Annotated in this window: 11 protein-coding genes; 10 read left to right on the top strand and 1 reads right to left on the bottom strand. The window is 36.2% G+C overall.

Annotation, left to right across the window (positions count from 1 at the left end):
- Window positions 1–10: 10 nt before the first annotated feature.
- The 9 genes from msbA (at window position 11) to V6255_RS01845 (ending at window position 11,301) form a co-directional block, all read left to right on the top strand.
- Window positions 11–1,762: a lipid A ABC transporter ATP-binding protein/permease MsbA gene (gene msbA, locus V6255_RS01885; protein ID WP_341626621.1), complete on the top strand. Its 1,752-nt coding sequence runs from the start codon at window positions 11–13 to the stop codon at window positions 1,760–1,762.
- On the top strand, window positions 1,762–2,742 hold the full coding sequence (lpxK, locus tag V6255_RS01880) for a tetraacyldisaccharide 4'-kinase (protein WP_341626620.1): 981 nt from the start codon (window positions 1,762–1,764) through the stop codon (window positions 2,740–2,742). Before msbA ends, lpxK begins: the two co-directional genes overlap by 1 nt.
- A complete protein-coding gene (locus V6255_RS01875) occupies window positions 2,736–2,915 on the top strand; it encodes a Trm112 family protein (protein WP_160062031.1) in 180 nt (59 codons plus the stop codon). The genes lpxK and V6255_RS01875 overlap by 7 nt, the downstream gene beginning before the upstream one ends.
- A 2-nt stretch (window positions 2,916–2,917) precedes the next feature.
- Window positions 2,918–3,709, top strand: a complete 792-nt coding sequence (gene kdsB / locus V6255_RS01870) for a 3-deoxy-manno-octulosonate cytidylyltransferase (RefSeq protein ID WP_341626619.1) — start codon at window positions 2,918–2,920, stop codon at window positions 3,707–3,709.
- Window positions 3,710–3,714: 5 nt separating this feature from the next.
- Window positions 3,715–4,650 (top strand): hypothetical protein, encoded by a 936-nt coding sequence (locus tag V6255_RS01865; RefSeq protein ID WP_341626618.1) that lies wholly within the window; start codon window positions 3,715–3,717, stop codon window positions 4,648–4,650.
- Between the two features lie 9 nt (window positions 4,651–4,659).
- Entirely contained in the window at window positions 4,660–5,559 is a 900-nt protein-coding gene (locus tag V6255_RS01860; protein ID WP_341626617.1) for a DUF350 domain-containing protein, read from the top strand.
- Between the two features lie 75 nt (window positions 5,560–5,634).
- Window positions 5,635–7,344: a polyamine aminopropyltransferase gene (locus tag V6255_RS01855; protein ID WP_341626616.1), complete on the top strand. Its 1,710-nt coding sequence runs from the start codon at window positions 5,635–5,637 to the stop codon at window positions 7,342–7,344.
- 510 nt (window positions 7,345–7,854) lie between these two features.
- A complete protein-coding gene (locus V6255_RS01850; RefSeq protein WP_341626615.1) occupies window positions 7,855–9,600 on the top strand; it encodes a lysophospholipid acyltransferase family protein in 1,746 nt (581 codons plus the stop codon).
- A gap of 138 nt (window positions 9,601–9,738) precedes the next feature.
- A complete protein-coding gene (locus V6255_RS01845) occupies window positions 9,739–11,301 on the top strand; it encodes a SulP family inorganic anion transporter (RefSeq protein WP_341626614.1) in 1,563 nt (520 codons plus the stop codon).
- Window positions 11,302–11,485: 184 nt separating this feature from the next.
- On the opposite strand, the gene V6255_RS01840 is transcribed toward V6255_RS01845, so the two are convergent.
- Window positions 11,486–11,611 carry a hypothetical protein gene (locus tag V6255_RS01840; protein ID WP_276607156.1) on the bottom strand — a complete coding sequence of 42 codons (126 nt, stop codon included), beginning with the start codon at window positions 11,609–11,611 and terminating at the stop codon, window positions 11,486–11,488.
- A gap of 413 nt (window positions 11,612–12,024) precedes the next feature.
- Between V6255_RS01840 and pfkA the strand changes: the two genes are divergently transcribed.
- Window positions 12,025–12,987: a 6-phosphofructokinase gene (pfkA, locus tag V6255_RS01835; protein ID WP_341626613.1), complete on the top strand. Its 963-nt coding sequence runs from the start codon at window positions 12,025–12,027 to the stop codon at window positions 12,985–12,987.
- The last annotated feature ends 150 nt before the right edge of the window (window positions 12,988–13,137 follow it).

Genomic DNA, 13,137 nt, shown 5'->3' with positions numbered 1-13,137 from the left:
TGGTGTATTCATGAAAAATAAAAAAGACAACGGCTGGGCGGTATTAAAGCGCTTAGTTAGTTATGTGAAAGAATTTAAACTCGCATTATTTGGCGGCATAGTCGGTATGATTGGCTATGCTCTGGTTGATATGACACTTATTTGGTCATTAAAGCCATTAATTGATAATGGTTTTACTGGTAAAGATCCCTCTGTACTTGAAATGATGCCGTATTTTGTAGTGATCATCATTGCCCTTCGAGGTGTATCTGCATTCTTAAGTTCGTATTGTATGGCTTGGGTAGGCACACACGTAGTAATGAAGCTACAGCGTCAGTTGTTTGCACAATTGATATTGTTACCGATCTCTTTCTTCGATAAAACTAATACGGGTGATTTGTTATCTAAAATAACCTATGACGCAAGTCAAGTCTCAAATGCAGCCAGTAATGCTTTAGTTAAAATATTTCGTGAAGGTGCAACGGTTATTGGTTTAGTTTTATTGATGTTTTATCAAAGTTGGCAATTATCATTAGTCTTTTTTGTGATTGCTCCTATTGTTGGTATTGCTATTAGTATTGTTAGTAAGCGTTTTAGAAAAATCAGTAAAAACTTACAGAATGCAATGGGGTTAGTGACAACGTCGTCTGAACAAATGCTCAAAGGCCATAAAGAAGTACTCATGTTTGGTGGGCAAAAAGTTGAGAATGAAAAATTTCGTCGAGTTAGTAATACCGTACGTACACAGAATATGAAAATGGCGAGTGCAAATGCTATCAGTGTGCCTGTAATACAAACCATTGCTTCTTTTGCGTTAGCTTTTGTTCTTTATTTAGCGACTTTTCCTCAAATTATGGACACGTTATCGTCGGGCACTTTTGTGGTTATTATTAGTTCAATGTTGGCATTGATGAAACCCATTAAAAACGTTACTCAAGTGAATAACGAAATTCAAAAAGGTATTTCTGCCAGTCATAGTTTATTTGATATGTTAGATATGACAAAAGCGAAAGATGACGGCGAATATGAAGTTGAACGTGTGAAAGGTAATATTAGTATCGATAATATTATTTTTACTTATCCTACTGCTGAAAAGCCAGCGTTAAATAAAGTGAGTTTTGAAGTAAAAGAAGGTCAATCAATAGCCTTAGTAGGGCGTTCAGGCAGCGGTAAATCAACTATCGCGAACTTACTCACACGTTTTTATGATATTGATTCAGGTGAAATTAGATTAGATGGTAAAAATATTGAAGAGTACCGTTTAAGTTCATTACGTAACCAAGTGGCCATTGTGTCGCAAAATGTACATTTATTTAACGATACTATCGCTAATAATATTGCTTATGCTAGTGAAGGAAAGTTTACGGAACAAGATATTATTGATGCAGCTACCACCGCACATGCAATGGAATTTATTGAAGGGTTTCCTGAAGGATTAAACACTATTATTGGCGAAAATGGGGCAATGTTATCGGGCGGCCAGCGCCAACGTTTAGCGATTGCACGTGCTTTATTGCGCGATGCACCTATTTTGATTTTAGACGAAGCAACTTCGGCACTGGATACAGAATCTGAACGTCATATTCAAGCTGCATTAGATGAGTTACAAAAAAATAGAACATCAATTGTGATTGCGCATCGTTTATCCACTATTGAACATGCCGACCAGATATTAGTGATTGATCAAGGGCAAGTCGTTGAACATGGCACACATGCTGAATTAATCGCTGAAGGAAAAATTTATCATAGCTTGAGCCAGATGCAAGCATCAGGAGAGTTGTAATGCCATTTTGGTATCAATCAACTCGCTGGTGGGCGTGGTTGTTATTCCCATTGGCTTTAGTCATGCAATGTATTAGTGCTGTACGTTGTTATACCTATAAAAAAGGGTGGTTAAAAAGCTATCAAAGTCCGTTACCTGTTGTCGTTGTTGGCAACATTTCAGTGGGTGGTAACGGTAAAACACCATTTGTAATTAGTCTATGTGAGTTGTTAATTAAACAAGGTTATAAACCGGGTGTAGTTAGCCGTGGTTATGGCGGAAAGTCAGGTACTTATCCATTGTTAGTCGGGCAAGATACCATTGGAAAAGAAGCAGGTGATGAACCTGTTTTAATTTATAAACGTTTAAATATTCCTGTCGTAGTTGATCCGGTTCGTTCCAATGCAGCTGCTTATTTAGCTGAACATTGTGACGTTGATGTCATTATTACCGATGATGGACTTCAGCATTATGCATTACAACGCGATATTGAAATTGTGGTGGTTGATGGTAAACGACGTTATGGTAATCAACATATTATGCCAATGGGGCCTCTTAGAGAGCCGGTCAGTCGTTTAAAAACAGTAGATTATATTATCAATAATGGTGAAAACCATGTTGGTGAATTTACTATGTTATTACTGCCGTCAGAATGTAAAAGAGTCGATGGTCAAGCTGATATATTAACACTTGAATCGACTCAACCAGTGAATGCGTGTGCTGCAATAGGTTACCCTCCGCGCTTTTTTGATACACTCATAAAACAAAACTTCATATTACAAAAAAAGATCGCATTTGCAGATCATCATGCTTATACAGAAGATGATTTTAAGCAATTTGAAACAACAATACCGTTATTAATGACAGAAAAAGATGCCGTAAAATGTACCGGCTTTGCACAACCTAATTGGTGGTATTTACCGATTGATGGACAACTCCCAGATACATTTACTCAACCATTTCTAGAAAAATTAAAACAGATTAAGGAATCAAAATGTTAGATATTAAACTATTGGATATCATTGCCTGCCCAATATGCAAAGGTAAATTAGCTTATAATAAAGCTGATAATGAACTGATCTGTAAATTTGACCATTTAGCTTACCCTGTGAGAGATGGTATTCCTGCATTGTTACAAGTGGAAGCACGTAAACTGAGTGCAGACGAGAGATAGTTATGTCATTTATTGTAGTTATTCCAGCACGATACGAATCTACTCGATTACCAGCAAAACCATTGGCTGATATTTTGGGTAAAACCATGATTGAACGTGTTGCAGAGCAAGCATTACAAAGCGGCGCTAAACAAGTCATTGTAGCCACTGATGATCAACGTATTGTTGACGTTTTAAAGGACTTAAATAACATTGATGTTTGTTTAACGTCTAAAGATCATGAATCAGGCACAGATAGATTGGCTGAAGTTTGTACTATCTATCAATTTGCTGACGATGAAATAATCGTTAATGTACAGGGGGATGAACCTTTAATTCCACCAAGTGTAATAAAGCAAGTCGCTAATAATCTATTTGCTAACGAACAAGCGAGCGTTGCTACGTTAAGTGCCCCTATCACTGTTCAAGAAGATGCATTTAATATTAATGCGGTTAAAGTCGTTACAGATAAAAATAAACTCGCTTTATATTTTAGCCGTGCGACGACTCCTTGGGATCGCGATAATTTTACTGCAAAAAACCAACAAGCAAAAAATGTTGATTTGCAACATTTACAACGACATATTGGCATTTATGCCTACCGTGTTAGCTTTTTAAAACAATACGCACAATTATCTGTATCACCTTTAGAAATGATAGAGAAATTAGAGCAATTACGTGTATTGTGGCATGGTTACAAAATACATGTTGATATTGCCTGTGAATTACCGCCGGCAGGTGTTGATACAGCTGATGACTTACAACGAGTCATTAATGTATTGTCTGATAGAACGCTTAACAGTAAGGAATCATAAAACATATGCGCATTTTTCTTATCTGTTGTTTTAGTTTGTTGCTTATTGCCTGTGGCGATGATCGTGCAGATCGACTGCAAGCAAATATTAAAACAGCCGATTATTTAATTGAAAACTTAGGTAATAACTTAGATACCGATCGTATTCGTAATGCGATTATCTTGCAGCAATATGCAACGTTATTAGCCAAAGAAAAACCTGATCTTAGTCCATTGTTAACTGAGTTGTCTAAAGATGCGACTCGTAATGGCCCTATGTACCGTTCGTTAACTGATCGTTTATCGACTTTAAAATCGAGACCTGATGTATTAGGCGATATCGAAGCACAACTTTACGAAAGTGAAACGTTAGTTGAAGCTTCTGACCCAAACTTATATAGCGATGCTTTGTCGGATCCTATCAATGTTATTGCCGATATGTCTGATGGTGAATTGGCTCGTGTTAATGCGATTAGCAAAACCCAAAGCTTACAAGCAAATGGCGCTGAAAGTAATGGTGCTGGTAGTCAGTTAGTGGGTAATCCTGGTTACGGTCAATGGCAATCAAACAGCAGTGGTGGTTCATTTTGGCAATGGTACGCCGCTTATACTTTATTCTCTGCCATTTCACCTCGTCAAATTGGTTATGACCGTTGGTCTTCTCGTCGAGACTATAGCTACTACAATGATGTAGGTCGTAATCGTTATACTTCACCGCAACAAAAGAAATCTCAAGATGATTTAGCACAACGCACGAAGAAAAAATTTGGTAATAAAGGAGGGTTCAATAGCCCTTATGCTAAATCTAAAACTGGCGCTAGCAGTATGTCTACTGCGAGCAAACAGGCACAACGTGCACCAAGTTTTTCAGGGAAATCCAGTTACTCTAAACAGAAAGCATCATCGAGTAGTTTCAGAAATAGCACATCGACCACTTCACGTGGCGTTAGACGCGGTAAATAGGATAGTAATATGAATGAATTAATCAAAACGTTAGATCTCAGTGGATCGCTGATAGGTTATTTAGCAATTGATATGGCTGTTGCTATCTTATTATTAGGTTGTATTCGTTATGCGATGGGTATGATTGGTAAAGTTGATACTGCAGATGAATTAGCAAAAAAAGATAACTTTGCTTATGGTATCAGTATGGCTGGTGGCGTTGCAGCAATGGGTATTGCATTAAGTGGTGCAATTACAGGTGAATTAGCTGGATCATACCAAATTGAATTTATTGGTATGCTTAGCTACGGTCTAGCGGGTTTAATTTTAATTAAAGCAGGACGTTATATCCATGACAAATTTGCGTTACCTGATTTTAATAAACAAGAGTTAATTTTAGATCGTAACATTGCTGTTGCACTGGTTGATGCTGCTTCAGTTATTGCAACTGCGATTGTTGTACGTGCTGCCATTATGTGGGTTGATGGATTAACTGTCGATACCTTTATTGCTTTGATCGCGGCATGGATTGTTTCACAAGTTATGTTAGTCATTATTACTCGTCTTTTTGAATGGAAATATGCAAAAAATAACGGTATTTCTTTCCAAACTGCATTAGTTAATGAACACATTGCATTATCGTTACGTTACAGCGGTTACTTAATTTCCACGGCTATGTCAGTAACGGCAGCTAGTTACTTTATTATTTTTGATGCAAATGCATTATGGCATGGTATTGCTCAATGGGTTGTTATTAGTATTATCTTAATGGCTTTATTAACGGTACTCACAGCGGTTGCTAAATTTCTTGTTTTATGGGGGATTAATCGCCGTGAAGAAGTTGAAGATCAACAAAATGTGGGTATTGCAACAATTGAATTAGCAATATCATTCTCGATTGCATTGTTATTGATGGGCTTGATGTCTTAATTCAAAAAATCTCATTTCATCCTAACCTATTAAGCCATCTATTAGATGGCTTTTTTTATAAGCGAATAATAAGCAATGCAATCAAACTCACTTAATAGTAAAAAAATGAAACTAGTGATCGATGATGCTTTATTAATTTTAATCATGGCAACATTAGCTTGTTGTGGTTTAATTTATGAGTACCTTCTCTCTCATTATTCAGCACGCATTTTAGGCAGTGTGGAAACTGTTATCTATGCCATTATTGGTATTATGATTGTCTCTATGGGCTTAGGGGCATTTGCTGCTAAAAAAATCAAAGATGCCTTTCAAGGTTTTGTCATTTTAGAGTTAACCGTGGCATTAATCGGTTGTAGTGCGACTTTATTCATTGCTTCTGTGATCGGATTTAGTCAAACCTTACCGCAAATCATTGCTGATACTTACCAAATACCCAATGATGTTTTACTGAAAGGGGATTTTTTAGCCAGTATCACCTGGTTTAGTATTAACTTACCTTATGTGTTTGCTTTTATTTTAGGCTTTTTAATTGGTATGGAAATCCCGCTGATTGCGCGTATTCGTGAAACCATATATGGCCATCATTTAGCACATAATGCTGGGACAATTTATGGTGCCGATTATATAGGTGCTGGTGTAGGTGCCGCGATATGGGTACTGTTTATGCTAAACATTGAAATTAGCCAAGCAGCCGCATTAACAGCGTCACTAAACTTAATTGCTGGTTTTATCTTTTTAGTTCGCTTTAAACAATATTTACGTCATAAAGTAAAGTTGATCATAGGTCACTTAGTACTCGCTGTCTTTATTGTACTCATTTTTGTATCTGGCGGGCATTGGCAAAAGCAAATGCAAAACATGTTATATCTAGATAAAGTGGTTTATCAAACTCAAACACCTTATCAAAACCTGGTGTTTACAGAGCGTTTGTTAGGTGGTGGTTATGAACCTATTTATAATTTTTATATTAATGGACGTTTACAGTTCTCTAGTCTTGATGAATATATTTATCATGAGTTTTTAGTCCATCCTGCCATGCAAGCTTCAGCTCGCCACGATAATATTTTAATTATCGGTGGAGGTGATGGTTTGGCATTAAGAGAAGTGCAAAAATGGAACCCTTCTCATGTCACTTTAATTGATTTAGACCCTAACTTGATTGCATTATTTAAAACACCAGAGACGTTTTTACCACCTCATCTTAGTGACAAAATTGAACGTTTAACACAAGATAGCTTCAATCAACCAGGTGTGAAGGTTATCAATGATGATGCTTTTATTGCGATAGATCGTTTGTTAGCTAATAAACAAAGCTTTGATACTATTATTGTTGATTTACCTGATCCTAGTCACCCGGATTTGAACAAAGTGTACAGTGTGAATTTTTATTATCGTTTGAAGCATTTATTAAGTGGAGACGGTGTCATTGTTGTACAATCTACCTCACCATTTCATGCACAATCTGCTTTTATTTCGATAGGTAAAACACTGCAAGAAGCTGGATTTAATACTGAGCAATATCACCAAAATGTGCCTTCTTTTGGTGAATGGGGTTGGACTATCGCGAGTAAAAGTGGTCAAAAGCCATCACAACGTTTAACTCAATTTAATCAAGTTGAGGTGCCGACTAAATGGCTAACATTACCTTTATTAAAGGGGGCTTTTGTATTTAATAAAGACTTTTACGCTGATAAAGATAAAATTAAAATTAACTTCCTTGGTACTAATGCTTTATACCAATATCATCAAAAAGCATGGGAAGTAGAAACTGAATTTTCTAATTAGCTTAATAAAAAAAATTATAAATAGTTAATAAATTTAAAGCCCTTATAAATAATCAATGTAAGGGTTTTAAAATAAATACCACAAACCTTTTCTACAAACCTTTTCCATAAATATTTAATGCCCAGTTTATCTTTTTTTCCATTTCAATTGTTGCACTTCAAAGCAAGCTTTATCACCCCATCATTACCTATTTAACCTCAATTCTAGTTAATGAAAGCGGCATTATATTTAAAATCATAAGGTTCTATTTTTACTAGTCAGTGTCGTTAGTTTTGTATAGTTCAAGGTGAATTGTTGAAGCAATAACGGGATATTGGTAGATAATTTAATGCAGAAATAACGGTGTTGTATCGCTTTGCTTATCCTGAACTGAGGTTATTTGATATCAAAGTATAATCGAGACATATGCGGTGTGATTTTTACGCGTCATCAATAAGTCTTATTCTTGTAACCTAGCTGTCATCGATTGTTCTTATTCTATTTTAAACAGGATAAAAGGATGGTCATAAAATGATTTCAAGCCAGCAGATATTTAAAAAGTATTTTCCGCAGCTAGTCGAAAACTCATTACAACATAAGTTATTAAGCTCATTGTGTAAAAACCTATTACATGAAACAGAGTTTGTGCAATTTGCCGATCGCTACCCTAATTTGAAAGGGTTTGATTTAATCGAGAAGACCCTCGATTACTTTAATTTTAGTTTTGCTACCATAGACAAGCAAATTGAACGTATTCCTGTCACAGGGCGTGTTGTGATTGTATCAAACCATCCTATTGGTACATTAGATGGTTTAGCCTTATTACATTTAGTTAAAAAGCTAAGAAGTGACGTAAAAGTGGTGGCTAATGAGTTATTGATGGAAATAAAGCCGCTACATAATGTGCTATTACCCGTGAATAATATGTCTGGCAATACGGCTAGGCAGGACTTACTTAATATTCACAAATTTTTATCAGTAGACGGTGCCGTTATCATTTTCCCTGCTGGTGAAGTATCGCGCTTTACTGCAAAAGGCATTAAGGACTGTACATGGCAAAAAGGCTTTTTGAAAATAGCCTCGAGAGCCAAAGCGCCTATATTGCCTATCCATATTAAAGCCAGAAATTCTTGGACCTTTTATGCTTCTTCATTGTTTTATAAACCGTTAGCTGGTTTGTTATTAGTGAAAGAGATGTTCAAACATAATGAGCAAAGTATTCAAGTTAGTATTGGTAAGTTAATTCCTTTTAGTAGTTATGGCCAAAATCAACTATCGATTAAGGTCAAAGTTAATTTATTACAAAAAGAAGTTTATCGCGTTGCGAAAGGGCAACAAAGTTACTTTAAAACTGAAACGGTAATTGCTCGTCCGGTCGCTAGAGTTGAATTGAAACATGCCATCGAACAGTGTCAGTTATTAGGAATTACCTCTGATGGTAAAAGCATTTATTTATTAGAAAAGCCTGAGCATGGTGTGATTTTAAAAGAATTAGGTCGATGTAGGGAAGTGACCTTTAGAGCGGTAGGGGAAGGCACAGGTGAAAAACGTGATTTAGATAGATTCGATTTTGATTATATGCACATTATTTTATGGGACGAGGCGCAATTAGAGTTAGTCGGTGCATATCGGTTTACTACCACTTCTCGCTTAATATCTGAACAAGGTGTCAATACCTTATATAGCGCTCAACTATTTAATTACCAAGCGGACATGCAACCTTATTTTGAAAGAGGTATTGAACTTGGGCGAAGTTTTGTTCAGCCTCGTTATTGGGGAAAACGTAGTTTAGATTATTTATGGCAAGGTATCGGTGCTTATTTAGCGATGAATGAAGATGTTCGTTATTTATTTGGTCCGGTTTCGTTAAGTGCTTCTTTACCGAAAAAAGCCCATGCGTTTTTAGTCTACTTTTATCAATTGTATTTTCCTGCCCAAGGACATTTAGCCATTGCAAAAAACGCTTATTCATCATCAGAAGCGTTAGACTGTGAATTGTTTACTTATTTTAGTGGTGACAATTATGCAAAAGACTTTATGAAACTGAAAGCAATGATGAATAATATGGGGGTAAGTGTACCCACGTTATATAAGCAATATACAGGACTCTGTTATGAAGGTGGTGTACAGTTTATTGACTTTAATATTGACCCTGACTTTAATCATTGTATCGATGGTTTAGTCATTGTTGATTTACATTATTTAAAAGAAAAGAAACAAAGCCGTTATATTGATATTCACCATGAAAACAAAGAGCTCATAAAGGTTGTTGCATAGATTGAGGTTTAAACTTATCTTTAACCTTACAAACTGATATTTCTCATTTGATTTAAAAACGTGTTTTTTTTGCTGTTAGCCTTAATGGGCGATATAATGCGCGCCCTATATTTTACGTCTTAAAAAGGAACTACAGTAGTGTTCGAATTCCCCCAAATTAATAAAAGCAGTGTTAAAAATGATGTGCTTTCAGGTTTAACTGTTGCACTTGCACTGGTTCCTGAAGCGGTGGCTTTTGCCTTCGTTGCAGGTGTAGAACCAATGATTGGTTTATACGCTGCATTTATGGTGGGTTTAGTTACTGCTATATTCGGTGGTCGTCCAGGTATGATCTCTGGCGCAACGGGTGCGATGGCTGTCGTAATGGTTGCATTAGTGAGTGAGCATGGTGTTCAATACCTTTTTGCAGCTGTGTTATTAGCTGGCTTATTGCAGGTTCTATTTGGTACATTTCATCTCGGAAAATTCATCCGTATGGTTCCGCACTCTGTAATGATAGGTTTTGTGAACGGTTTAGCTATCATTATCTTCTTAGCGCAGTTGGGCCAGTTTAAAGTTAAAGATGCGGCGGGCAACCTAACTTGGCTTCAAGGCGAAGCGATGTACATTATGCTAGGGCTCATTGCATTAACCATGGCAATTATTCATTTTCTTCCAAAATTAACTAATGCAGTACCGTCTACTTTAGTGGCTATCTTAGTGGTTACTTTATTAGTTTATTTTGTACCTGCATTAGATACGCGTACAGTCTTAGATTTTCTACAAAGTATGACCGGTGATGAAAATGCAACAATAGCGGGTACTTTACCTACTTTTGCTTTACCTGCTGTTCCGTTTACATTAGAAACATTACAGATAATTCTGCCTTATTCACTTATTTTAGCGGCCGTCGGTTTAATTGAATCACTACTTACATTGACCGTTGTTGATGAAATGACTGGTACACGTGGTCGTCCCAATAAAGAATGTGTTGCTCAAGGTGCATCAAATATGATCAATGGTGTATTTGGCGGTATGGGTGGTTGTGCGATGATTGGCCAATCAATGATCAACATTAATTCAGGTGGTCGTGGTCGTCTATCGGGTATTACAGCTGCTTTAGCGTTACTTGCCTTTATTTTATTTGCTTCTGGTTTAATTGAGATAGTTCCGCTTGCGGCTTTAGTAGGTGTTATGTTTATCGTTGTATTAGGCACATTTGAATGGGCTTCATTCAAGATGATGCGTAATGTTCCTGTTAAAGATGCATTTGTTATTGTATTGGTTAGTGCGGTGACTGTGGTGACCGACCTTGCGATTGCTGTATTTGTCGGTGTGATTGTTTCTGCATTAGTATTTGCATGGGAACATGCTCGACACATTCACGCAAAAGTTGATCAAAATAAAGAAAAGACTGAAAAATCTTATAGTATCAATGGTCCATTATTCTTCGGTTCAGTAAGTAACTTTTTAGAGCTATTCGATGTTCAGAATGATCCTCGACATGTTGTTGTTGATTTTGCTGAGTCACGTGTTGCTGATCATTCTGCAATTGAAGCAATTAGCGTATTGAATGAACGTTATGTAAAAGAAGGGAAAAAATTACATATTCGCCATTTAAGCAAAGACTGCCGTAAGTTATTGCACAAGGCTGGTGTACTGGTTGAAATGAATGTGATTGAAGACCCATCATATGCAGTCGCGTCAGACAAATTAGGTTAATGTCATTTATTAAACTTATTGGACGGGGTGATTGTTGCTCAAAAAGATAAGTTAATTAGTGTGATTGGTATAACCATAGATTTTGACAGTATTTTAAGCAGGTTAATTACCTGCTTTTTTTATTTTTTGAATTTGATGAGAGTCTATGAAAATACGGTTTTAATAAACCGTTAGAGGGTGATTATTAACGAGTCGATTGGCGAATAGGGCGGTATTCCGCATCACATTTTGGACTAAGTTGGCTCGATTTTGGGTTCCATACTGAAAACCAAACATGCTTATTTCTTAATGTTTTCTTTTTACTTTTCATTTTATTCTCCTTTTTAATTTTCAGTTACCTTAAAGCTTATTTATTGCAAATTTGTGACAATATAAAAAAAGATAACTGATCCAAATTAATAAAACAGCAAAGAAATAGCTTTTTAACCATAATATGAATATTATTGTTATTCTACAGCAGGCTCTTATTGTATGCTTGTTAAACGAGGCGTCATAGGTTGTTTACATGAAAAACCAGTGATTAAATAATAGCTATTTTAATGAAGTGGATATGCAGTCTAGTCATTTACTTTCTATATTTCTTATAGAAAGCTGCATTTAACTTGAGTTAAAATAATAAAGTTTTAATTTTATAGACGATAATTGTAATCTGAAATTATGCATAAACTGTCATAATTTAATTTTATAATATTTGTCAATTAGTGTAATTGGTTGAGGTAAATTGTGATTAAAAAAATTGGTGTTCTAACAAGTGGTGGCGATGCGCCAGGTATGAATTGTGCAGTACGAGCAGTAGTTCGAACTTGTCTATCACACGATATCGAAGTGTTTGGTATTTACGATGGTTTTGCAGGATTACATGCAGGTAAAATTGAACAATTAGATCGTCACTCAGTATCTGATGTTATTAATCGTGGCGGTACATTTCTAGGGTCTGCTCGTTTCCCTGAGTTTAAAGAAGAAAGCATTCGTAAAGAAGCCATTAAACAACTAGAAAAAGTCGGTATTGAAGCATTAATCGTTATCGGTGGTGATGGATCATACATGGGAGCTTTGAAATTAAGTGAAATGGGATACCCATGTATTGGACTTCCTGGCACAATTGATAACGATATTGCAGGCACTGATTTTACAATTGGTTTTATGACTTGTTTAAATACAATCGTAGATGCAGTTGACCGTTTGCGTGATACATCTTCTTCACATAACCGTATTTCAATTGTTGAAATGATGGGACGTTACTGTGGTGATTTAACACTATGGGCGGCGATTGCTGGTGGTAGTGAATATGTTATCGTCCCTGAAAAAGAATTTGATGAAGAAAAGCTAATTAAACAAATTCAATTAGGTGAAGAGAAAGGTAAAAAGCATGCGATTGTTGCAATCACAGAGCATATTACTGACGTTAATGCTTTAGCTAAACGTATTCAAGAAAGAACTAAACGTGAAACACGTGCAACAATATTGGGGCATATCCAACGTGGTGGTTCTCCAATGGCATTTGACCGTATTTTAGCAAGTCGTATGGGTTCTTATGCTGTTGATATTTTAATGGCAGGAAAAAGCGCACGTTGTGTTGGTATTAAAAGCGGTGAAATGGTCGACCATGATATCGTTGAATGCTTAACAGAAATGAAGCGTCCATTCCGTCAAGATTTATACAATTTATCTGACGTTTTATACTAAAGTATGACTAGATAGCTAGATTTAGCCTACCTTCGGGTAGGCTTTTTTGTATGTGATGTTCTAGTTTCAGTCATGTAAATCGTATTGAGTTACAGGTTTTTGATCGTTAAAAAACATGACTGATCACAGCTAACGCATTACGATATAACA

Source organism: Psychromonas arctica, from assembly GCF_038155225.1.
In the GTDB taxonomy this organism is placed as follows: Bacteria; Pseudomonadota; Gammaproteobacteria; order Enterobacterales; family Psychromonadaceae; genus Psychromonas; species Psychromonas arctica_B.
Note: the sequence above shows the minus strand (reverse complement) of the source record. Positions and strands in the feature narration are given on the sequence as shown.